At 69.0% G+C, this 20,556-nt stretch carries 22 protein-coding genes; 11 read left to right on the top strand and 11 right to left on the bottom strand.

Going from position 1 to position 20,556, the window contains the following annotated elements; genetic code table 11:
* Positions 1 to 78 precede the first annotated feature (78 nt).
* Positions 79 to 1,065, bottom strand: coding sequence for a class II fructose-bisphosphatase (gene glpX, locus ACFY9N_RS05230; RefSeq protein ID WP_391477257.1), 987 nt, complete (start codon positions 1,063 to 1,065; stop codon positions 79 to 81).
* 187 nt (positions 1,066 to 1,252) lie between these two features.
* On the opposite strand from glpX, the gene fbaA reads away from it, so the two are divergent.
* A complete protein-coding gene (fbaA, locus tag ACFY9N_RS05225; protein WP_391477256.1) occupies positions 1,253 to 2,281 on the top strand; it encodes a class II fructose-bisphosphate aldolase in 1,029 nt (342 codons plus the stop codon).
* Positions 2,282 to 2,354: 73 nt separating this feature from the next.
* Here fbaA and ACFY9N_RS05220 read toward each other — a convergent pair whose 3' ends face one another.
* From ACFY9N_RS05220 to ACFY9N_RS05210, 3 genes are all read right to left on the bottom strand, one after another.
* On the bottom strand, positions 2,355 to 2,879 hold the full coding sequence (locus tag ACFY9N_RS05220) for a DUF6264 family protein (protein WP_391477255.1): 525 nt from the start codon (positions 2,877 to 2,879) through the stop codon (positions 2,355 to 2,357).
* Positions 2,880 to 3,120: 241 nt separating this feature from the next.
* Complete coding sequence (locus tag ACFY9N_RS05215; protein ID WP_391477253.1) at positions 3,121 to 3,915, bottom strand: IclR family transcriptional regulator; 795 nt, start codon at positions 3,913 to 3,915, stop codon at positions 3,121 to 3,123.
* A gap of 2 nt (positions 3,916 to 3,917) precedes the next feature.
* Positions 3,918 to 4,997 (bottom strand): 4-hydroxy-3-methylbut-2-enyl diphosphate reductase, encoded by a 1,080-nt coding sequence (locus tag ACFY9N_RS05210; protein ID WP_391477252.1) that lies wholly within the window; start codon positions 4,995 to 4,997, stop codon positions 3,918 to 3,920.
* 76 nt (positions 4,998 to 5,073) lie between these two features.
* On the opposite strand from ACFY9N_RS05210, the gene xseA reads away from it, so the two are divergent.
* From xseA to ACFY9N_RS05185, 5 genes are read left to right on the top strand one after another with little or no spacing between them, the layout of a single operon-like run.
* Positions 5,074 to 6,351, top strand: a complete 1,278-nt coding sequence (xseA, locus tag ACFY9N_RS05205) for an exodeoxyribonuclease VII large subunit (RefSeq protein WP_391477251.1) — start codon at positions 5,074 to 5,076, stop codon at positions 6,349 to 6,351.
* A 56-nt stretch (positions 6,352 to 6,407) separates the two neighbouring features.
* A complete protein-coding gene (locus tag ACFY9N_RS05200; protein ID WP_391477250.1) occupies positions 6,408 to 6,638 on the top strand; it encodes an exodeoxyribonuclease VII small subunit in 231 nt (76 codons plus the stop codon).
* A complete protein-coding gene (locus ACFY9N_RS05195; protein ID WP_391477248.1) occupies positions 6,635 to 7,273 on the top strand; it encodes a DUF4245 family protein in 639 nt (212 codons plus the stop codon). The genes ACFY9N_RS05200 and ACFY9N_RS05195 overlap by 4 nt, the downstream gene beginning before the upstream one ends.
* Positions 7,270 to 7,929 (top strand): carbonic anhydrase, encoded by a 660-nt coding sequence (locus ACFY9N_RS05190; protein WP_391477247.1) that lies wholly within the window; start codon positions 7,270 to 7,272, stop codon positions 7,927 to 7,929. The genes ACFY9N_RS05195 and ACFY9N_RS05190 overlap by 4 nt, the downstream gene beginning before the upstream one ends.
* Positions 7,926 to 9,320 carry a class II fumarate hydratase gene (locus tag ACFY9N_RS05185; protein ID WP_391477246.1) on the top strand — a complete coding sequence of 465 codons (1,395 nt, stop codon included), beginning with the start codon at positions 7,926 to 7,928 and terminating at the stop codon, positions 9,318 to 9,320. The genes ACFY9N_RS05190 and ACFY9N_RS05185 overlap by 4 nt, the downstream gene beginning before the upstream one ends.
* Before the next feature lie 76 nt (positions 9,321 to 9,396).
* On the opposite strand, the gene ACFY9N_RS05180 is transcribed toward ACFY9N_RS05185, so the two are convergent.
* The 3 genes from ACFY9N_RS05180 to ACFY9N_RS05170 all read right to left on the bottom strand — a co-directional run bounded on the left by ACFY9N_RS05180 (position 9,397) and on the right by ACFY9N_RS05170 (position 12,901).
* The gene (locus tag ACFY9N_RS05180) at positions 9,397 to 10,779 is read right to left on the bottom strand and encodes a PhoH family protein (RefSeq protein WP_391477245.1); all 1,383 of its coding nucleotides are present in this window, start codon (positions 10,777 to 10,779) and stop codon (positions 9,397 to 9,399) included.
* A gap of 158 nt (positions 10,780 to 10,937) precedes the next feature.
* The gene (locus tag ACFY9N_RS05175) at positions 10,938 to 12,068 is read right to left on the bottom strand and encodes an aminotransferase class V-fold PLP-dependent enzyme (RefSeq protein WP_391477244.1); all 1,131 of its coding nucleotides are present in this window, start codon (positions 12,066 to 12,068) and stop codon (positions 10,938 to 10,940) included.
* A 53-nt stretch (positions 12,069 to 12,121) separates the two neighbouring features.
* The gene (locus tag ACFY9N_RS05170; protein ID WP_391477242.1) at positions 12,122 to 12,901 is read right to left on the bottom strand and encodes an isoprenyl transferase; all 780 of its coding nucleotides are present in this window, start codon (positions 12,899 to 12,901) and stop codon (positions 12,122 to 12,124) included.
* Positions 12,902 to 13,045: 144 nt separating this feature from the next.
* Here ACFY9N_RS05170 and ACFY9N_RS05165 point away from each other — a divergent pair, with 144 nt between their 5' ends.
* Positions 13,046 to 13,732 (top strand): hemolysin III family protein, encoded by a 687-nt coding sequence (locus tag ACFY9N_RS05165; protein ID WP_391478454.1) that lies wholly within the window; start codon positions 13,046 to 13,048, stop codon positions 13,730 to 13,732.
* A gap of 4 nt (positions 13,733 to 13,736) precedes the next feature.
* Here ACFY9N_RS05165 and ACFY9N_RS05160 read toward each other — a convergent pair whose 3' ends face one another.
* Positions 13,737 to 14,051: a hypothetical protein gene (locus ACFY9N_RS05160; protein WP_391477241.1), complete on the bottom strand. Its 315-nt coding sequence runs from the start codon at positions 14,049 to 14,051 to the stop codon at positions 13,737 to 13,739.
* Positions 14,052 to 14,119: 68 nt separating this feature from the next.
* On the opposite strand from ACFY9N_RS05160, the gene ACFY9N_RS05155 reads away from it, so the two are divergent.
* Positions 14,120 to 14,506: a DUF4307 domain-containing protein gene (locus ACFY9N_RS05155; RefSeq protein ID WP_391477240.1), complete on the top strand. Its 387-nt coding sequence runs from the start codon at positions 14,120 to 14,122 to the stop codon at positions 14,504 to 14,506.
* Positions 14,507 to 14,602: 96 nt separating this feature from the next.
* Positions 14,603 to 15,091: a transcription elongation factor GreA gene (gene greA, locus ACFY9N_RS05150; RefSeq protein WP_247623017.1), complete on the top strand. Its 489-nt coding sequence runs from the start codon at positions 14,603 to 14,605 to the stop codon at positions 15,089 to 15,091.
* 72 nt (positions 15,092 to 15,163) lie between these two features.
* Here the strand turns inward: greA and ilvA are convergent, their stop codons facing one another.
* Together ilvA and ACFY9N_RS05140 are read right to left on the bottom strand one after the other, a co-directional pair.
* Positions 15,164 to 16,393, bottom strand: coding sequence for a threonine ammonia-lyase (gene ilvA / locus ACFY9N_RS05145; protein WP_391477239.1), 1,230 nt, complete (start codon positions 16,391 to 16,393; stop codon positions 15,164 to 15,166).
* Complete coding sequence (locus ACFY9N_RS05140) at positions 16,390 to 17,586, bottom strand: AI-2E family transporter (RefSeq protein ID WP_391477238.1); 1,197 nt, start codon at positions 17,584 to 17,586, stop codon at positions 16,390 to 16,392. Before ACFY9N_RS05140 ends, ilvA begins: the two co-directional genes overlap by 4 nt.
* A gap of 97 nt (positions 17,587 to 17,683) precedes the next feature.
* On the opposite strand from ACFY9N_RS05140, the gene ACFY9N_RS05135 reads away from it, so the two are divergent.
* Both ACFY9N_RS05135 and ACFY9N_RS05130 read left to right on the top strand, forming a co-directional pair.
* Positions 17,684 to 18,940, top strand: a complete 1,257-nt coding sequence (locus ACFY9N_RS05135) for a winged helix-turn-helix domain-containing protein (RefSeq protein ID WP_391477236.1) — start codon at positions 17,684 to 17,686, stop codon at positions 18,938 to 18,940.
* Positions 18,937 to 19,890 (top strand): hypothetical protein, encoded by a 954-nt coding sequence (locus tag ACFY9N_RS05130; protein ID WP_391477234.1) that lies wholly within the window; start codon positions 18,937 to 18,939, stop codon positions 19,888 to 19,890. The genes ACFY9N_RS05135 and ACFY9N_RS05130 overlap by 4 nt, the downstream gene beginning before the upstream one ends.
* 32 nt (positions 19,891 to 19,922) lie before the next feature.
* Here ACFY9N_RS05130 and ACFY9N_RS05125 read toward each other — a convergent pair whose 3' ends face one another.
* On the bottom strand, positions 19,923 to 20,489 hold the full coding sequence (locus ACFY9N_RS05125) for a LemA family protein (RefSeq protein ID WP_247623022.1): 567 nt from the start codon (positions 20,487 to 20,489) through the stop codon (positions 19,923 to 19,925).
* Between the last annotated feature and the right edge of the window lie 67 nt (positions 20,490 to 20,556).

The raw sequence follows: 20,556 nt of genomic DNA, 5'->3' as shown, positions 1-20,556 counted from the left end.
CAGGAGCGATACCGGGTCGGTAACGATGCCGAGGCCACCGGCATCCGCCGGAGGCCTCGACGTGTCACCGTCCGAGACTTACAACCACTTCGAGACGAGGTGCTCCGACGCGATCCGGCGCAGCGTTCCCGAGGCTCCGCGCAGCACGACGCTCTCGGTGTATACGTACCCGCGCTCGCGACGCACTCCGGCGACGAGCTGCCCGTCGGTCACGCCGGTCGCGACGAAGATCGTGTTATTGCCCTTCACCAGGTCATCCGCCTCGTAGACGCGATCCATCTCGAGTCCGGCGTCGATCCCGCGCTGGCGCTCGTCGTCGTCGCGCGGCCACAGGCGTCCCTGGATGTGGCCGCCGAGGGCCTTGATGGCGCAGGCGGTGACGATACCCTCCGGGCTGCCGCCGACGCCGACGCACATGTCTGTGCGCGCGTCATGGCGTGCCGCGTTGATGCCGCCGGCGACATCGCCGTCGCTCATCAGACGCGTTCCCGCACCCGCGTCGCGGATCTCCTGGATGAGCTGCTCGTGGCGGGGACGGTTGAGCACCGAGACGACGATCTCGTCGACGGGCTTCTCGAGAGCGCCGGCGAGTCGGCGGATGTTCTCGGCGATCGGGAGACGGATGTCGACGACGCCGACACCCGCGGGTCCCGTGACGAGCTTGTCCATGTAGAAGACGCTCGAGGCATCGAGCATCGTGCCGCGGTCCGAGACCGCGATGACCGAGAGGGCGTTCTGCCGACCGGCAGCTGTGAGCGAGGTCCCGTCGATCGGGTCGACGGCGATGTCGCACTCGGGGCCACGCCCCGTGCCCACGATCTCGCCGTTGAACAGCATCGGGGCGTTGTCCTTCTCGCCCTCGCCGATCACCACACGACCCTGGAAGTCGACCGTTCCGAGGAAGGCGCGCATCGCGTCGACCGCTGCCCCGTCGGCTGCTTCCTTCGCACCCCGCCCGATGAACGGCACGGCACGGATCGACGCCGCCTCCGTCGCCCTCACCAGCTCCATCGCGAGGTTGCGGTCAGGACGAAGCGGGCTCAGATCAGCAGTAAGACTCACCATGAGGTCAGCCTAGCCAGCCGGTATGGCCGAACCTCCCCGTTTGCACCGCCACGACAGTGAAGGATTCGCGTTTCTTAACAGAACGATAGGAGACACGCACCGGCATCGAACGCCGGCCCCCGTCATCCGTCCACGCTCCCGGCTAGAGTGACTGCTGTCCCAGGCTTCATCTACCGCAGGAGTTCTCATGCCCGTCGCCACCCCGGATCAGTACGCCGAAATGCTCGACCGCGCGAAGGCCGGCGGCTTCGCGTACCCCGCGTTCAACGTCTCGAGCTCGCAGACGATCAACTCCGTCCTCCAGGGGCTGACCGAAGCCGGCTCCGACGGCATCATCCAGGTCACGACCGGTGGCGCGGACTACTTCGCCGGCCACACCGTCAAGGGCCGCGCGACCGGCGCCCTCGCCTTCGCCCGCTTCGCGACCGAGGTCGCCAAGAACTACCCGATTACGGTCGCCCTCCACACCGACCACTGCCCGAAGGACGCCCTCGCCGGCTTCGTCGAGCCGCTGATCTCCGCCTCCGAAGAAGAGGTGAAGGCCGGCCGCAACCCGATCTTCCAGTCGCACATGTGGGACGGCTCTGCCGTGCCGCTCGCCGAGAACATCGAGATCGCGAAGGACCTCCTCCCCCGCATGAAGGCGATCAACGCGATCCTCGAGGTCGAGATCGGCGTCGTCGGCGGCGAAGAGGACGGCGTCCAGCACGAGGGTTCGAACGACGCCCTCTACACGACCTTCTCCGACGTCGACCAGGCCGTCCAGGCGCTCGGCCTCGGCGAGCAGGGCCGCTACATCGCCGCCCTCACCTTCGGCAACGTGCACGGTGTGTACAAGCCGGGCGGCGTGAAGCTGCGCCCCGAGCTGCTCGGCGACATCCAGGCCGAGGTCGCCGCCAAGTACGGCACGGGCCCGAAGCCCCTCGACCTCGTCTTCCACGGCGGATCGGGCTCGACCGACGAGGAGATCGCCACCGCGGTCGCGAACGGCGTGATCAAGATGAACATCGACACCGACACGCAGTACGCCTACACGCGTGCCATCGCCGACTACATGTTCAAGAACTACGACGGCGTGCTGAAGGTCGACGGCGAGGTCGGCAACAAGAAGCAGTACGACCCCCGCGCCTGGGGCAAGGTCGCCGAGACCGCGATGGCCGCCCGCGTCATCGAGTCGACGCGTCAGCTCGGCTCGTACGGCCAGTCGAAGAGCTGACCACCGCACACACGAGAACGGGTGCCTTGCCTTCCGGCGGGGCACCCGTTCTCGTCTCTGCGGGCGTGCGAGGTCAGGAGCCGGGCGGGGCCTGCAGGAACGACATGAATGCGGGGTCTCCCATCATCGGGATGGAGATGCAGATCGCGGCGATGCCCAGCGTCACCACGGCACCGACCATCGGCAGCCACCAGGTGAGCTTCCCGCGGCGCAGGCGACGGATCGACAGAGTGGCCGTCAGCGCCCATCCGGCGACGAGCACCACGGCGGCGATCGTCCCCCAGACCCTGCCTTGTGCGAAGTTCGTGAACTCGCCGGAGACGCCCAGGACCGACAGCACCTGGTTCATCACGGTCGGAAGGTCGAGGTACTGCAGGCCGGTGACCACGACGTTCACCAGCCCGTAGGCGAGCAGCCCGATCGTCACGAACCGGTCGACAGGATGCGCCCGCTTCGGTGCATCCGAGGAGCTCTCGACGGGCGGCGCGTTCTCGGCGAGAGGCGAAGGCGGCATCTCGGAGAGAGGCGGGAGGCCTGCGGCGCGCCGCTGCTCCTCCGGGGTGGCGATCTCGCCGTACTGGGGCCGCTGTTCGCTCATCCCGCCATGCTAACGGCCGCAGCCGTTTCGGACTCCCAGCAGCGGACCCGCCGAAAATGGTGGCGGCCCCGGAGAAGTGGGGACTCCTCGGGGCCGCGGACGAGGAGCGCTGGGGACGCTTCCTCATCCCAGTCAGTCGCGAAGGACTGGGGATCCTGCTCGCGACTCGTAGTGCCGTGATGTACAGACGCCTACGGATACAAGAATAGGCAACGGCGGAACCCGATACCACTGAGGTTTTTCAGATAGTGAACTCGGGCCCCGGATCGATGCCACCCAGCGTGTCCGCGCCGAGTTGGAGCGACAACCGCCGCGCCGCCCTCTGCAGCTTCGTCACCAGTTCGCGGTCGACGATCGCCTGATCCGAGGGCAGCGAGATCGCGAGCGAAGCGGTGACATCGGGCGCGATCACGGGGACCGCGACGCAGGTCGCGCCTATGACGTACTCCTCCTGGTCGAGGGTCCATCCCGGCGAATGCTCGAGTTGCGTGAGCAGTGTGCGTCGGTCGCTGATGGTCCGCGGCGTGAGCTCTTCGAGCCGATGCCGGGAGAGGTAGTCGAAGCGGTCCTCGTCGGGGAGCTCCGCCAGGATCTGTTTGCCCAGGGCCGTCGCATGGCCGCTCGATTGCAGTCCGACCCACAGCTCCACCCGCGGGTTCTGCTCGGCGTCGACGATGTCGATGAGGTGCATCTCCCCGTCGTCGTAGCGCGAGAGATATGCCGTGGCCCCGACCTCGTCGGTGACGGACCGGAGCGCCGCCCGCACGCGGGCGAGGAAGACGCCGCGCGTGTCGATCTCGCGCTGGAACGTCGGGAAGCGCGCCCCGAGCACGAGCCCGTCGGGTTCGGCCGCCAGATACCCCTCGTGGATGAGCGTCCGGACGAGGTTGTACGTGGTGCCGGGGGTGAGCCCGGTGATCGCCGCCAGCATCTTCGTCGGCAGCGGACGGGGAGAGTTGGCGACGATGTCGACCAGACGGAGAGCCCGCTGCACCGATCCGATGAGCGTGGGTTCCGGCGCCTCGGCGGCGCTCAACGCTATGCGCCTCCTCCGGACGCGCGTCCGCCGAGGGCCCGATCGTCGCGCTTGCCCGAGGCGTCCTGACGCAATTCCTTCGGCAGCGAGAACATGAGGTCCTCCTCGGCCGTCTTCACCTCTTCGACATCGCGGTATCCGGCGTCGCCGATCGCGTCGAGCACCTCGCGCACGAGAACCTCGGGCACGGATGCTCCGCTCGTCACGCCGACGGTCTCGACGCCGTCGAGCCACTCCTGCTGGATCTCCTCGGCGTAGTCGATGCGGTACGCGGCCTTGGCCCCGTACTCGAGGGCGACCTCGACCAGTCGCACGCTGTTCGAGGAGTTCGCCGATCCGACGACGATCACGAGGTCGGCACCGACGGCGACCTTCTTGATCGCGACCTGACGGTTCTGCGTCGCGTAGCAGATGTCGTCGGACGGCGGGTTGTGCAACTCGGGGAAGCGCGTGCGCAGACGGTTGACCGTCTCCATCGTCTCGTCGACCGAGAGGGTGGTCTGCGACAGCCAGACGACCTTGTTCGGGTCTTTCACGACGACCGTGTCGGCCTCGTCGGGCGAGTTGACGATCGTCACGTGATCGGGTGCCTCGCCGGCGGTGCCCTCGACCTCTTCGTGCCCCTCGTGGCCGATCAGCAGGATCTCGAAGTCGTCGCGCGCGAAGCGCACGGCCTCGCGGTGCACCTTGGTGACCAGGGGGCAGGTCGCGTCGATCGCGTGCAGCCCGCGATCGGATGCCGCGTTCACGACCGCCGGCGAGACACCGTGCGCGCTGAAGACCACGTGAGCTCCGGCTGGAATCTCGTCGACCTCCTCGACGAAGATCGCGCCCTTCGCCTCGAGCTCACTGACGACGTGGATGTTGTGCACGATCTGCTTGCGCACGTACACCGGCGCCCCGTAGCGCTCGAGCGCCTTCTCGACGGCGACGACGGCACGATCGACACCGGCGCAGTATCCGCGCGGCGCGGCGAGCAGCACACGCTTGCGTCCGGCGACCGCGTTATCCTGAAGCCGCCCGGCCGCCGCACGCACGCGTGGGAGGCGAGGGACGGGGAGATGCACGGCAGTCGAGGTCACCCGGCGATTCTACCGGCGTCGACCCTGAGAAAGCCGGGAATCCTCCCCGCACGACAACCCCCAGGGACGAGAGCAGATGACGGTCTTCGAAGCAGCCGCCGGCCCCGGCGAGACCCCTCCGGCGGATGCCGTCGCGCCCCGCGACTCGACGGCGGATGCCCCGACCTCGGTCGCGCGCCTGAACGCCACCATCCGGGACTTCGTCGCCCGTTGGAACACGGTCTGGGTCGAGGGCGAGATCACCTCGTGGAACGTGCGCGGCGGCAACGTCTTCGCACGCCTCAAGGACGTCCAGTCCGATGCGCAGATCTCGATCCGCGTGTGGTCGAGCGTCCGCGGGCGTATCCCGTCCGACCTCGCCGTCGGCGATCACGTCGTCGCCGCGGTCAAGGCCGATTACTTCGTCAAGGCCGGCGACTTCAGCTTCACCGTCTCCGCGATGAAGCACGTCGGCCTCGGCGATCAACTCGAGCGACTCGAAAAGCTGCGCGCCCAGCTGCGGCAGGAAGGGCTCTTCGACCCGTCGCGCAAGAAACGACTCCCCTTCCTCCCCCACGTCATCGGACTGATCACGGGCGAGAGATCGGATGCCGAGAAAGACGTGCACCGCAACGCCGAGCTGCGCTGGCCGCAGGTGCGCTTCCGCACCGAGTACGCGGCGGTGCAGGGAGACCGATGCGTGCCCGACACGCTCGCCGCCCTCGCCCGACTCGACGCGGACCCGGACGTCGACGTGATCATCATCGCCCGCGGCGGCGGGGACCCGCAGACCCTGCTCGGCTTCAGCGACGAGCGTCTGGTGCGGGCGGTCGCCGCGGCATCCACCCCGGTCGTGAGCGCGATCGGGCACGAGAACGACCATCCCCTGCTCGATGACGTCGCCGACCTGCGCGCCTCGACGCCGACGGATGCCGCGAAGCGGGTCGTTCCCGACGTCGGCGAGCAGCGCGCGCTGATCGGCCAACTCCGCTCCCGCGCGACCACGCGGCTCGCCCAGCGGCTGTCGCACGACATCGCACAATTGGAACAACTGCGGTCGCGCCCGGTGCTCCGCTCCCCCGATCCGATCATCGACTCCCGCTCGCAGGAGCTGTGGCTGCTCGTCTCGCGCGGTCGTGACACCCTCACCCGTCACCTCGATGCCGCCGGTCGCCGCACGAGCGAACTGCGGGCATCCCTGCGCGCGCTGTCGCCGGCGGCGACCCTCGCGCGCGGCTATGCGATCGCGCACCTCGAGGGCGGTGTGATCCTGCGCGATGCGGCGGATGCCCCGGCCGGCAGCGCCCTGACCATCACCGTCGATCGAGGGTCGGTGGCCGCCCGGTCCGAGGGCGAGATCGCCGAGGCCTCCTGATCCCGCGCGGCCGGCAGCCGCTCACCGATCACGACAGCACGCCGTAGGATGGAGGAGTGAGCGCGCTGAACGATACCCCTGTCGAGACGCTGACGTTCGAGGCCGCTCGTGACGAGCTGGTCACCGTCGTGGCGGAGCTCGAACAGGGTGCGCCGACTCTCGAGCAGTCGTTGGCCCTCTGGGAGCGAGGCGAAGCCTTGGCCGCCCGCTGCGAAGAGTGGCTGCTCGGCGCGAAGCGCCGACTCGAGGCCGCCCGCGCCGCCGCCGACGACGGAGACGAGCGATGAACAAGCCCGCTCCCATCGTCGCGGAGCTCGGACGCCCCGAGACCCCGGAGGAGACCGCCGCCCGCAAGGCCGCATCCAGCAAGGCCTACCGGTCGAGTCAGACCGTGCGCAGCCTCATCGCAGCTCTGCTCGCGACGCTCGCCGTGCTGGCCGTGATCATCTTCGCCGTTCCGCGCGGTGAGCCGGCATCCACTCCGTCGGTCGACCTCACCGGTATCGCCGCCGACGTCGAGAACACGATGGACAGCGCCGTGATCGTGCCGGAGCTCGGCGACTTCTGGCGCGTCAACGCCGCCGAGCTGCAGAGCGGCGCCACCGTCGTGTGGGACATCACGCTCGCCCCGGCCGCCGACGACGAGCGCGGGTTCATCAAGGTCGCCCAGGCCTTCGATGCCGATTCCCGGTGGGCGCCGCAGCGCCTCGAGGGAACCGCTCCCACCGACACCGTCACGATCGACGGCATCGAGTGGGACGTCTTCTCCCCCGGCGACTCGGCCTCGAACATCTCGTACGCCCTCGGCACGCAGGCCGGCGACGACTACGTGCTGCTGTACGGATCACGGTCGGCCGATTCCACCGCCGAACTCGCCGCATCGCTCACTCCCCAGATCCGCACCCTCTCGGAGGCCTCATGACGCACGACCTGACTCCCGCCGCAGCCTGGAAGCAGATGCTCGACGGCAACCGCCGTTTCGTGAACGAGGAGCCGCGGCATCCGAATCAGGACGTCGCCCGCCGCAAGAACCTCGCCGAGGCGCAGAACCCGGTCGCCACGCTGTTCGGCTGCTCGGACTCGCGTCTCGCCGCCGAGATCATCTTCGACCTCGGACTCGGCGACCTGTTCGTCGTGCGCAACGCCGGCCAGGTGATCGGCGAGTCGATCGTCGCGAGCCTCGAGTACGCGGTGGCCGTGCTGGGCGTTCCTCTCATCGTCGTTCTGGCGCACGACTCCTGCGGTGCCGTGCGCGCCGCGATCGACGGTACCGCGATCGACGCGGCCCCCGTCCCCCCGCACATCTGGAAGCTCATCGCGCCGATCGTCCCCGCTGCCCGCAAGGTGCTCGCCGAGAGCGGCGGCACGACGGTCGCCGAGATCGACGCCGAGCTCGTCGGGCAGGAGCACCTGCGCAACACCGTCGCCGACCTGCTGCAGTCGTCCGAGATCATCAGCAATGCCGTCGCGGAGGGTCGCCTCGGAATCGTCGGCGCCAACTACCGTCTGGCCGAGGGCACGGCCGTGCCCGTCATCACCGTGGGGATCGACCCCGAAACGCAGGAGGGATCGGAATGACCGACACCGAGTACCGCATCGAGCACGACACCATGGGTGAAGTGCGGGTGCCCGTGAACGCGCTCTACGGAGCGCAGACGCAGCGCGCCGTCGAGAACTTCCCGATCTCGGGCAAGGGGCTGGAGTCGACGCAGATCGCAGCCCTCGCCCGGATCAAGAAGGCCGCAGCACTCGCCAACAAGGAGCTCGGCACGCTCGACGGCGCCATCGCCGACGCGATCGCGCAGGCGGCCGACCAGGTCGCCACCGGCGCCCACGACGGCGAGTTCCCGGTCGACACGTACCAGACCGGCTCGGGCACGTCGTCGAACATGAACATGAACGAGGTGCTCGCGACGCTGGCGACGCGCATCCTCGGCGCGGACGTGCACCCCAACGACCACGTCAACGCCTCGCAGTCGTCGAACGACGTCTTCCCGACCTCGGTGCACATCGCGGTGACCCAGGCGCTCATCGACACGCTCATCCCCTCGCTCGACCACCTCGCCGTGGCGCTCGAGGCGAAGGCCGAGCTGTGGAAGGACGCCGTGAAGTCCGGCCGCACCCACCTCATGGATGCGACCCCGGTCACGCTCGGCCAGGAGTTCGGCGGGTACGCCCGTCAGGTGCGTCTCGGCATCGAACGCGTGCAGTCGGCGCTCCCCCGCGTCGCGGAGGTCCCCCTCGGCGGCACCGCCACCGGCACCGGCATCAACACCCCGCTCGGCTTCCCGCAGAAGGTCATCGCGCTGCTCGCTGCCGAGACCGAACTGCCGATCACCGAGGCGAAGGACCACTTCGAGGCGCAGGCCAACCGCGACGGCCTCGTCGAGGCATCCGGTGCTCTGCGCACCATCGCCGTCTCGCTGACGAAGATCAACAACGACCTGCGCTGGATGGGCTCCGGCCCGAACACGGGCCTCGGAGAGCTGCACATCCCCGATCTGCAGCCCGGCTCGTCGATCATGCCCGGCAAGGTCAACCCGGTCGTCCCGGAGGCCGTGCTGATGGTGTGCGCGCGCGTGATCGGCAACGACGCGACCGTCGCCTGGGCCGGCGCCTCCGGCTCGTTCGAGCTCAACGTCGCGATCCCCGTCATGGGCACGGCCCTGCTCGAGTCGATCCGCCTGCTCTCCAACGCCTCGCGCGTGCTGGCCGACAAGACGATCGACGGCCTGCAGGCCAACCTCGACCGTGCCGCCGCGTTCGCCGGCATGAGCCCGTCGATCGTGACGCCGCTGAACAAGCTGATCGGCTACGAGGCCGCCGCCAAGATCGCCAAGCACGCGGTCGCCCAGGGCATCACGGTGCGCGACGCCGTGATCGATCTCGGCTACGTCGAGCGCGGCGACCTGACGCTCGAGCAGCTCGACGAGAAGCTCGACCTGCTGTCCATGACCCACGCGGGCTGAACCGCCCGCCCGCACGAGAACGCCGGTCCCTCGCGGGGCCGGCGTTCTCGTCTTCCTGCGCGGACGGGGAGGACTGCTAGCTCAGTTCGCCGCCCTCCAGCAGCTCGGTGACCAGCGCCGCGATCGCGGAGCGTTCGGAACGCATGAGCGTGACATGGGCGAACAGATCGTGTCCCTTCAGGGTCTCGATCACGCTGGCGATGCCGTCGTGTCGTCCGACGCGGAGGTTGTCGCGCTGTCCGACGTCGTGCGTGAGCACCACCCGCGAGTTCTGGCCCATGCGGCTGAGCACCGTGAGGAGGACGTTGCGTTCGAGGGACTGCGCCTCGTCGACGATCACGAAGGCGTCGTGCAGCGAGCGACCGCGGATGTGCGTGAGGGGAAGGACCTCGAGCAGCCCTCGTTCGACGACCTCCTCCATCACGTTGCCCGAGACGACGGACCCGAGGGTGTCGAAGACCGCCTGGCCCCACGGCCCCATCTTCTCCCCCTGGTCGCCCGGGAGATACCCGAGCTCCTGCCCGCCGACGGCGAACAGCGGACGGAAGACGATGATCTTCTTCTGCTGCTGCCGCTCCAGCACGGCTTCGAGTCCCGCGCACAGCGCCAGGGCCGACTTTCCGGTGCCGGCACGACCACCCAGCGACACGATACCGACGTCCGGGTCGGTGAGCAGATCGATCGCGATCCGCTGCTCGGCGGATCGTCCGTGCATCCCGAAGATGTCGCGGTCGCCGCGGACCAGCTTGTACTCGCCCTCTCCGGTCACCCGCCCGAGGGCGGAGCCCCGCTCGGAGTGGATGATGAGGCCCGTGTTCACGGGAAGCCCGCGTGCGTCCTCACTGATGCCGACCTCGCTCTCGTAGAGGTCGCTGATGTCGTCGCCCGAGAGATTCAGCGTCGAGATGCCGGTCCAGCCCGAGTCGATCGCCTGCTCGGCGAGGTACTCCTCCGCCCGGAGACCGAGGGACGCCGCCTTCACCCGCATCGGCAGGTCCTTCGAGACGATCGTGACGTCCTGGCCGTCCTGGGCCAGGTGCATCGCCACAGACAGGATGCGCGTGTCGTTGTCGCTCAGGCGGATGCCGGCGGGGAGCACCGAGGAGTCGGTGTTCGCGAGCTCGACGCGGAGAGTGCCGCCCTCCCCGACCTCGACCGGGAAGTCGAGACGACCGTGCTCGATGCGCAGGTCGTCGAGATGCCGGAGCGCCTGCCGGGCGAAATATCCGATCTCGGGGTCGTGCCGCTTGCCCTCGAGCTCGGTTATCACGACCACCGGGAGCACGACGGAGTGCTCGGCGAATCGGAAGAACGCCTGCGGATCGCTCAGCAGAACCGAGGTGTCGAGGACGTACGTGCGGAGATCCTGATCCGGATCCGATGACGACGCCCGTCGATCCGACTGACGGGTGGACTGCTGCGCGGTGCTGGTGGACTGCTGCGCTGAACGTGTGGTCACGACCCACTCCCGACCCGGGGAATCCCGGCTATTCGAACGAGTCGACCAGGGGGTCACGAGTCGTTTGCCTGTGGCCGACCCGACCGGGCACCATGCCCGATGCCTTGAAGGTACGACCAGCCGCCGACATTTCCGCGGCTCGACACGCCAGCGAAGTGTTACGCGATGGTGAACGTCTCGTTGCCGAATCCGGCGAGCGCGTCGTCGAGCATCCGGATCGTCTCGTCGTCGGTACCGGCGTGCGGGGCGACGCGAACCGCCGAACCGCGGGCGGTCACGACGATTCCGGCGTTGGCGAGGGCGGCGGCGAGGCGGGCCGGTTCCTCCGGGGCGAGGGCGACGATTCCTGCGCGGCGCTCGCGTTCACGCGGGGAGACGACGGCGATACCGTGGCGGTCGGCGATCTCGATGATCGCGTCGACGCGGCTCGCGAGATGCTCCTCGATCTCGGCGATGCCGGCATCGCGCACGCTGCGCGCGCCGACGGCGAGACGACCGGCGGCGAGCGTATCGGGGCCGCTGGTGGTGAAGGCACGAGCGGATGCCGTGGGCGAGGGTCGTTCGTCGACGGCGAGCCCCTCCCCCTCGGTGCCGGTGATCCCGCTCAAGACGGGGACGATGCGCTCGCGCGCCCGGGCCGAGAACCACGCGAAGCCGGTCCCGCGGGCGGCCCGCAGCCACTTGTAACCGTGGCCCACGACAACGTCGGCCACCCGGAAGTCGGTGTCGACGACGCCGAACGACTGCACGGCGTCGACGATGAGCAGCCGGTCCGGGCCGATCGTCTCGCGCAGCGCCGCGAGGTCGGCTCGATAGCCGGTGCGGAAATCGACGTGACTCACGGCGAGAGCGGTCACGTCGTCGTCGAGCGCCTGCGCGACGGCATCCGGGGTCACGCGGCCGTCGGCCGGACTGATCCACCGAGGAGAGAGCGCACCCTGGGAGAACCCGGCCGCGCGGTCGAGGGTGAGGCTGACGCTGGGGAACTCGGCGGTCGAGGCGATCACCGCGCCCCGTGCACCGTAGAGCGCCTGCGCGAGACCCTGAGTGGACGAGGGCTGCACCGTCACGTCCTCGGCATCCGCCTGCAGGATGTCGGCGACGATCTCGCGAGCCTGCCCGACGCGTTCCGCGACGAGCGCGAGCGAGGCGGGGCGTCCGCTACCGAGCAGGTCGGCGTCGGCGAAGACCTCTTCGCGCACCGACGGTGACAGCGGCCCGAACGCGGCCCAATTGAGATACCCCGGTTCGACGTCGAACGTGGCCAGGTAGTCGTGGATGGTGCTCACCGAGTAAGTCTGGCACGACGCCGTCGGCGCGACGATACCTGCCCGGCCGCTCGTCACCGACCGAAGCGACGGTCCCGATCCGCGAAGTCCCGCATCGCACGGAGGAAATCGACCTCGCGCAGATCCGGCCCGAGGGCCTCGACGAAGTAGAACTCGCTGTGCGCGCTCTGCCACAGGAGGAAGTCGCTGAGGCGCTGCTCGCCGCTCGTGCGGATCACGAGATCCGGATCCGGCTGTCCCCCGGTGTAGAGGTGCTCCCCGATCATCTCGGGCGTGAGCTGCGCCGCAAGATCCTCCATCGTGCCGCCGGACGCCTCGTGCGTCATCAGGATGCTGCGCACCGCGTCGACGATCTCGTTGCGGCCGCCGTACCCGACGGCCAGGTTGACGTGGAGCCCCGTGTGATCCTTCGTGCGCTCTTCGGCATCGGCGAGCACGCGAGCGAGATCCGCCGGGAGGATGTCGGAGCGCCCGACGTGCTGGACGCGCCAGTTCCCCTCCCGCGACAGGCTGTCGGCGAGGTCGGCGATGATCTCGATCAGGTCGGCGAGCTCGGCCGAGTCGCGCTTGAGGAGGTTGTCGCTCGAGAGCAGATACAGCGAGACCACGCGCACGCCGAGCTCGTCGCACCAACCGAGGAACTCGCGCATCTTGATCGCGCCCGCACGGTGGCCGTGCGCAGCCGTGGCGTAGCCGAGCTGTCGCGCCCACCGACGGTTGCCGTCGATCATCATCGCGATGTGGTGCGGAACGGACGCCGGATCGAGGCGGCGGCGCAACCGATTGCTGTAGAGCCGGTACAGCGGCCCGCGCCCCTGGTTCTCCCCTGACATCACCTTCCTACGCTACAGCGTCCTCCCCTGTGCCACCGGGGTGGATGCTGTGGACATGTACGGCAGGCGGAATGCCACCCCGCATAGAGTGTGCACGTGAGCACTCCCGAAGACTCCGGACCCGACCTCCCCCAGCTTCCTCTGATGGAGGCCGCCGCGGCCGACGCCGCGATCGAGCTGAAGCCCTCCTGGCGCGGATGGATCCACGCCGGAACCTTCCCCGTGGCGATCGCCGCCGGCGTGGTGCTCATCGTGCTCTCGCAGGGAGCGCCGGCCAAATGGGCCGCGGCCGTATTCATGGCATCGTCGCTCTTGCTCTTCGGCAACTCCGCCGTGTACCACCGCTTCGATTGGGGACCGCGCACCAAGATCGTGCTCAAGCGCATCGATCACGCGAACATCCTGCTGTTGATCGCCGGCACCTACACGCCACTCGCGACCCTCGCCCTCCCTCCGGAGAAGGGAACGTTGCTGCTCTTCCTCGTCTGGGGCGGTGCCCTGCTCGGCATCCTGTTCCGGGTGTTCTGGATCAACGCGCCGCGGTGGCTCTACGTCGCGCTCTACCTGCTGCTCGGCTGGGCCGCCGTGATGTACATCGTCGACCTGCTCAACGCGAACGTCGCGATGATGGTGCTCGTCATCGTGGGTGGGCTGCTCTACACGGGCGGTGCGATCGTCTACGCGCTCAAGAAGCCGAACCCGTGGCCGGGCCACTTCGGCTTCCACGAGATCTTCCACGTGTGCACGGTGCTGGCGTTCCTCTGCCACTGGACGGCGTGCCTGCTGATCACCCTCGCGCCGCTGTCGCCGTCGCTCGGCGTTCCCGCCTGATCTATCAGGCGGGGCGCGGACCGTCTGCTGCGGGGCCGTCGTCTGCGGGGCCGTCGTCGCCCTCGCGCACGATCGGCAGGTCGGCATCCGTCTCGGTCGCCTCATCGGCGGCGCGCGCCGCCTCTTCGGCATCGAGCTCGTCGCGCACCTCTTCGCGATAGCGCACGCGGCGGATGCGGCGGTTCATGTCCCAGATCAGCAGGATGACGGCGATCAGGACGACGACGATCGCCGCGAACCCGACGAAGCCGGGGGTGACGGACTCCGGGTCGACGGTCATCGTGGGCGTCGGCATCGGGGTCTCGGACAGAGCGAGCATGAATCGGCCTTTCGTACGCAGGTCGCATAACCTGGTATCACCAGCCTAACGATCGGGAGACCTGCAACGTGACGACCCCAGAGCAGCTCGACGAACGCTACGGCCGCACCCGTCGGCGGCGCACCCCGTGGATCATCGCCGGGATCGTCGCGATCCTGCTCGTGGGCGGCTACGGCTGGGGCATCGTGGCGCAGTCGATGAACCAGGTCGACGCCGACGATCTGGGTTACACCCTGGTCGACGAGCACAGCGTCGACGTGCGGTTCCAGATCACGGGCGTGCAGGGCAAAGACGTGGTGTGCATCGTCGAGGCGCTCGACGAGGAGTTCGGGGTCGTGGGGTGGAAGGTCGTCGAGATCCCCGCCGGAGACAGCCATGCTCAGGCCCTGGCCGCCACCATCCCGACCGTCGCCGAGGCGACGACAGGTTTGGTGAACACCTGCTGGGTCGCCTAGACTCGACGCAGAACGACGACGCCCTGGCAAGTGCCGGGGCGTCTTGGCATATCCCCCGCCGCGAGCGGGAGCGATACCGATAGAAGGAGCTTCGTCATGTCCACGGACGCTCAGGTTCCCTTCCTCACGCAGGAAGCCTACGACCGGCTCGTCGCCGAGCTCGAGAACCTCTCCACCACGGGCCGCGACGAGATCGCGAAGCGCATCGAGGCCGCCCGCGAAGAGGGCGATCTCAAGGAGAACGGCGGCTACCACGCCGCGAAGGACGAGCAGGGCAAGCAGGAGGCGCGCATCCGCACGCTCGAGAACCTGCTCAAGACCGCCAAGGTCGGCGAGGCTCCGGCCAGTCGCGGAGTCGTCGAGCCCGGGACGGTCGTCACGGCGCTCGTCGCGGGTGGTGAAGAGGTCTTCCTGCTCGGCAGCCGCGAGATCGCGGTCGGCAGCGACCTCGACGTCTACAGCGAGGCCAGCCCGCTGGGCCAGGCCATCCTCGGCCTGAAGGTCGGCGAGAAGTCGTCGTACGAGGCACCGAACGGCCGCTCGATCTCGGTCGAGATCGTCAACGTCGAGACCTACACCGGCTGACGCTTCAGTCTGCAGAACGCCCCTCGCGCCGTCAGGCGGAGGGGCGTTCTGCTTTCGGGTCGACGGACCGTGTCAGTCCGGGACGACGATGGGCTCGAAGCCCTCGCGCCGCAGCGTGTCGAGCGTGTGCCCGGAGTGCTCGGGCCCGCGGGTCTCGACGCTGAGTTCGAGGATCACGTCACTGATCTGCAGACCGTGCCCGTGACGGGTGTGCATCGCCTCGATGACGTTCGCCCCGGCCTCGGCGATCAGTTCGGAGACTCGCGCGAGCTGGCCCGGCCGATCCGGCAGCGGGATGCGGATCGTCAGGTAGCGACCGGAGGCCGCGAGACCGTGCGAGACGACGCGCTGCAGCAGGAGCGGGTCGATGTTGCCACCCGAGAGCACCGCCATCGTGGTGCCCGTGGCCTCGACCTTGCCCGCCAGGATCGCCGCGACGCCCGCCGCGCCCGCGGGCTCGACCACGACCTTCGCCTGTTCGAGGAGGATGAGGATCGCGCGGGCGAGATCGTCGTCGGAGACCGTGACGACCTCGTCGACGAGGTCCCGGATGATGTCGAAGGGGATCGCACCGGGCCGCGCCACGAGGATGCCGTCGGCGATCGTGGGGCGCGTCTCGATGTCGACCGGGCGGCCGGCTGCGAGCGATGGCGGCACGGCTGCCGCGTTCTCGGCCTGGACTCCGATGATGCGCACCTCGCGGCCGAGCTCGGCTGCGCGCGCCTTGACCGCTGCGGCCACACCCGCGATGAGCCCTCCCCCGCCGATGCCGAGGACGATCGTGTCGACGTCGGGAGCATCGTCGAGCAGTTCGAGGCCGAGCGTGCCCTGACCGATCACCACGTCGCGGTGGTCGAACGGCGGGATGAGCACGGCGCCGGTCCGTTCGGCGAACTCCGCGGCCAGTCGCAGCGACGTGGCGACGGTCTCCCCCTCGAGCACGACCTCGGCGCCGTAGCCACGCGTGGCGAGCAGCTTGGGCACGGGCACTCCCAGCGGCATGAAGATCGTCGCCGGGATGCCGAGGGCCTGCGCGGCGAGCGCGACGCCCTGCGCATGGTTTCCCGCGGATGCCGCGACCACGCCGCGAGAGCGCTCCTCGGCGCTGAGCCGCGAGAGGCGGTAGGCCGCGCCCCGGATCTTGAACGATCCGGTGCGCTGCAGGTTCTCCATCTTGAGGAGGACCGGGGCGCCGAGGATGTCGGACAGGGCGCGCGAGGGCAGGGTCGGCGTGTGCGAGATCACCTCAGCCAGACTCTGAGCGGCGTGCTCGAACTCGGTCAGGCTGGGGACTGCGCTCATCGATTTCTCCGTCTCCGCTGTCGCGGTACTGTGCTCCAGATCAAGTCTGCGTCTGGTTGGTCTCCGGTGCGCCACGACCCGGTACTGACGGTCACGGCGGCCACGTTCACGAATGCGGCCAGGGGCACGGCGAACAGCGCGCCCGGGATGCCACCGATCATGGATCCTCCGGCCACGACCAGCACGACCGCGAGCGGGTGCACCTTCACGGCGGACCCCATGAGGATCGGCTGCAGGACGTGGCCCTCGAGCTGCTGGACCCCGAGCACGACGATGAGCATCGCCAGCGCGATCCACGGGCCGTTGTAGACGAGGGCGAGCAGCACCGCGATCGCGCCGGTGACGACGGCACCGACGATCGGGATGAACGAGCCGAGGAAGACGAGCACGGCCACCGGGAGCGCGAGGGGCACGCCGAGGAGGGCGGCGCCGGTGCCGATGCCGACCGCGTCGATCGCGGCGACGAGCAGCTGCGTGCGCGCGTAGTTGATGATCGTCGACCAGCCGTTGCGGGCGGCGCTGTCGGCGGCGGGACGGGCCTTGCGCGGGAAGAGTCGGAGCGTCCAGCGCCAGATACCGGCGCCGTCGGCCAGCAGGCAGATGAGGATGAACAGCGACAGCACCGCGCCGGTGACGACGTGCGCGGCCGTGGTGCCGACCGCGAGCGCGCCGTTGAACAGCAACTGGGCCTGCTCGTTGAGGAGCGCGAAGCCCTGGTCGATGTATCCCTGGATCTGCTTCTCGGTCAGGTGCAGTGGGCCCTCGAGGAGGAACTGACGGAACTGCTCGATCGCCGCTCCCGTGCGCTCCTGGACGTCGGGGAGCTGGGCGCGGATCTGCCAGACCACGAGCCACATCAGCGTGGTGACGATCGCGATCGTGCCCAGGATCGAGACGGCGACGGCGAGCCATCGGGGGAACCGGTGCCGTAGCATCCACTCGAACGCGGGCCACAGCAGAGCCGTGATGAGGATGCCGACCATCAGCGGGATGACGAGCAGCTTGAGCTGGATGACGATCCAGATGAACCCGGCGACCACTGCGGCGATCAGCAGGAGGCGCCACGCGTAGCCGGCGGTGATCCGGAGCGGGAGCGGCACGGCCTCTTCCGCCTCGGTCGTCACCGTCCGCTCTGTCGAGACCGGACGCGGACGCAGGAGATCCCTCAACCGCGGTCGCTGCTCGTCGCTCATCGCCCAAGTCTACGGCGAGGCCGTATGCCGTCAGGAGCATCCTTCGACACCGGGCGACACGTTCGCGATGTCGGCGGCCGAGGCTACGCTTTCCGACGTGACCGAAACCCTCAGCGCCACCCAGGCGCGACGCATCGCCCTCGCCGCTCAGGGGTTCACCCGCGCACGCCCGGCCGCGGTCTCGTCGCGGCACGTGCACCGCGCGATGGAGCGGCTCGGCGTACTGCAGATCGACTCCGTCAACGTCTTCGCACGCTCGCACTACATGCCCCTGTTCTCGCGCCTGGGAGCCTACGATCCGGCCCTCCTCGACCGGGTGTTCCTGTCGCGCACGACGCACTACGTCGAGTACCTCGCCCACGAGGCGACGTTCATCCCGGTCGAGGACTGGCCGCTCTGGCAGTTCCGCATGGACGACTTCCGCCGTCGCTGGTCCGGCGAAGACTCCTGGACGAGTCAGAACGCCCGCACCCTGGCCTGGGTGCGCGACGAAATGAGCAGGCGCGGCCCGTTGCGCCCGGTGGATCTGCGTGACGACGCTCCCCGCGAGCGCGGCACCTGGTGGGACTGGGACGACGTCAAGCTCGCTCTCGAACACATGTGGCGCACGGGCGACGTCGCGATCAGCGGCCGGAGGGGATTCGAGCGCACCTACGCGCTCGCCGAGCACGTGATCCCGGCCGAGGTGCGAGCCCGAACGGTTCCCCGCGCCGAGGCGATCCGTGAACTCGTGCGCCGTGCCGCCCGTTCGTCGGGCCTCGCGACGCAGTCCGACCTCGCCGACTACTACCGCATCCGCGATCGCGCCGCGGTGTCCCAGGCGATCGCCGACCTCACGGATGACGGGGAGCTCGTCCCCGTGCAGGTGCGCGGGTGGGAGCGCGGCGGCCGCCCCCTCCCGGCATGGCGGCATCGCGACAGCGTCCTCCCCCGCACCGTCGGAGCGGCGGCGCTGCTCACCCCGTTCGATCCCGTCGTATGGTTCCGCGATCGTGCGCTGCGCACGTTCGACCTCGACTACCGCATCGAGATCTACGTCCCGGCCGAGAAACGTCGCTACGGCTACTACTCGCTGCCCGTCCTCGTCGGCGACCGCATCGTCGCCCGTGTCGACCTCAAGGCCGACCGCTCGTCGTCGACCCTGCAGGTGCAGTCGGCCTGGTGGGAGCCGCAGGCCCGGCCCGAGGATGCCGAACCGATCGCCCGCGAGCTCGCTCTCGCGGCCTCCTGGCAGGGCCTCGAGCACGTCTCGGTGTCGGGCTGGGGAGACGCCGCCGACGCGATTCACGGTGCACTGCACGCCCTCGGCGGCGTCGTGCGCAGACACGTGCACCTTCGGGAGGCCGCCGGATGAGCGATCACCGCGCGACGGATCAGCATGCAGGCGCACGGCGCCGAAGCAAGCGGGTGTGGGGGTGGGTCATCGCCGCAGCCGCCGTCGTGCTTCTCGTCGTCGCGGGCCTCATCATCTGGCAGTCGTCCTCACGGTCGGACTCCGCCGAGAATGCGGCGGAGGCGTATCTGAGGGCGCTCGAATCCGGCGAGCGCTCGGCGGTCGAGGCCACCGGGATCGTCGTCTCGGACGAGGCATTGCTGGCGTTCGACAGCGCGGAGTCGCTCGTCTCGGATGCCACCGTGACCTCGGTCGACGAGACGGGATCGCAAGCGACGGCGCGCGTTTCCTTCGTGCTGGGCGACGCCGCGCACGAAGCAGTCCTCACGCTCGCCCGTAGCGACGGGCGCTGGATCCCCGATGACTCCGGTCTGGCCGCCGTGACCGTCTCGCAGACCGTGGGCACGGCCGTCTCGATCGGAGAAGCGGTGTTCGAGACTTCCGAGCCGCTCTCCCTCCTCCCCGCCGCCTACACGGTCGCGGTCGCGCCCGCGGCATACCTGTCGGGGTCGATCGGCGTCGTGGCCCTTCCGGGCGCGACGGACGAGACCGCGATCGAGGCGTCGTTCCGGCCCGACGCGACGGATGCCGTGCAGCAACGACTCGACGAGCTCCTCCAGGAGTGCGAGGCCGAGACGGCCCTTCCGTCTGACGGCTGCGGCGTCCGGATCCCGTGGGGGACCGAACTCCGCGCGGTCGACGACGTCGCCTTCCGCATCGAGACGCTGCCGACCGTGGTGCTCGCCGACGACGGCACGAGCTTCACCGCGAGCGGAGGAGAGCTCGTCGCGACGCTGACCGGCACCGCTCACGACGGCACTGAGCGCACGACCACCTATCGCAGCGAGAACTGGGCGGTACACGGCGAGGTGTCGTTCGCCGGCAACGAGACGACCCTCACCGTGTGGTGAGGGTCATGCAAGGAGCAGGAAGCGGGGCGCGATCAGAACTGGACGCGCGGCGGCTCCGAGATCGCGCCGCTGTCGGCGACCTCGAAGAACTCGCGCTCGGTGAAGCCCAGCCCCTTGGCGAAGAGGTTGTTCGGGAACACCTTGATCTTGGTGTTGAGCTCGCGCACACCGCCGTTGTAGAAACGCCGGGCAGCCTGGATCTTGTCTTCGGTGTCGACGAGAGCCTGCTGCACCTGCAGGAAGTTCGTACTGGCCTGCAGCTGCGGGTACGCCTCGGCGACGGCGAACAGGCTGCGCAGAGCCTGCTGCAGGTGCCCCTCGGCGATACCGGCGGCACCGGGACCGCTGGCGGACAGCGTCTCGGCGCGCGCACGTGTGACGTTCTCGAAGACGGCCTTCTCGTGCGAGGCGTAGCCCTTGACGGTCTCGATCAGGTTGGGGATGAGATCCGCTCGACGCTTGAGCTGGACGGTGATGCCGCTCCATGCCTCGTCGACGCGGACGTTCAACTGCACCAGGGAGTTGTACGTGGCCCACAGATAGATTCCGACCAGCAGAATCACGCCGACGATGATCAGTACCGGCACGAGCCATTCCATCAGAGGCCCACCCTTCCTCGTGTTTCTCTCATCCTATCCATCGCTCCTGCACGTGGACTGGGCATGA

Origin of the sequence: Microbacterium sp. NPDC008134, from assembly GCF_042957055.1 — a bacterium.
Classification (GTDB): Bacteria; Actinomycetota; Actinomycetes; order Actinomycetales; family Microbacteriaceae; genus Microbacterium.
The sequence above is the reverse complement of the archived record's forward strand: the minus strand, read 5'-3'. Positions and strand labels throughout refer to the sequence as shown.

Bases quoted from the DNA above. Each gene is read 5' to 3' on its own strand.
- glpX (WP_391477257.1), bottom strand. From the start codon at position 1,065: ATGGTGAGTCTTACTGCTGATCTGAGCCCGCTTCGTCCTGACCGCAAC.
- fbaA (WP_391477256.1), top strand. From the start codon at position 1,253: ATGCCCGTCGCCACCCCGGATCAGTACGCCGAAATGCTCGACCGCGCG.
- ACFY9N_RS05220 (WP_391477255.1), bottom strand. From the start codon at position 2,879: ATGAGCGAACAGCGGCCCCAGTACGGCGAGATCGCCACCCCGGAGGAG.
- xseA (WP_391477251.1), top strand. From the start codon at position 5,074: ATGACGGTCTTCGAAGCAGCCGCCGGCCCCGGCGAGACCCCTCCGGCG.
- ACFY9N_RS05195 (WP_391477248.1), top strand. From the start codon at position 6,635: ATGAACAAGCCCGCTCCCATCGTCGCGGAGCTCGGACGCCCCGAGACC.
- ACFY9N_RS05190 (WP_391477247.1), top strand. From the start codon at position 7,270: ATGACGCACGACCTGACTCCCGCCGCAGCCTGGAAGCAGATGCTCGAC.
- ACFY9N_RS05185 (WP_391477246.1), top strand. From the start codon at position 7,926: ATGACCGACACCGAGTACCGCATCGAGCACGACACCATGGGTGAAGTG.
- ACFY9N_RS05170 (WP_391477242.1), bottom strand. From the start codon at position 12,901: ATGTCAGGGGAGAACCAGGGGCGCGGGCCGCTGTACCGGCTCTACAGC.
- ACFY9N_RS05165 (WP_391478454.1), top strand. From the start codon at position 13,046: ATGGAGGCCGCCGCGGCCGACGCCGCGATCGAGCTGAAGCCCTCCTGG.
- ACFY9N_RS05160 (WP_391477241.1), bottom strand. From the start codon at position 14,051: ATGCTCGCTCTGTCCGAGACCCCGATGCCGACGCCCACGATGACCGTC.
- greA (WP_247623017.1), top strand. From the start codon at position 14,603: ATGTCCACGGACGCTCAGGTTCCCTTCCTCACGCAGGAAGCCTACGAC.
- ilvA (WP_391477239.1), bottom strand. From the start codon at position 16,393: ATGAGCGCAGTCCCCAGCCTGACCGAGTTCGAGCACGCCGCTCAGAGT.
- ACFY9N_RS05140 (WP_391477238.1), bottom strand. From the start codon at position 17,586: ATGAGCGACGAGCAGCGACCGCGGTTGAGGGATCTCCTGCGTCCGCGT.
- ACFY9N_RS05130 (WP_391477234.1), top strand. From the start codon at position 18,937: ATGAGCGATCACCGCGCGACGGATCAGCATGCAGGCGCACGGCGCCGA.
- ACFY9N_RS05125 (WP_247623022.1), bottom strand. From the start codon at position 20,489: ATGGAATGGCTCGTGCCGGTACTGATCATCGTCGGCGTGATTCTGCTG.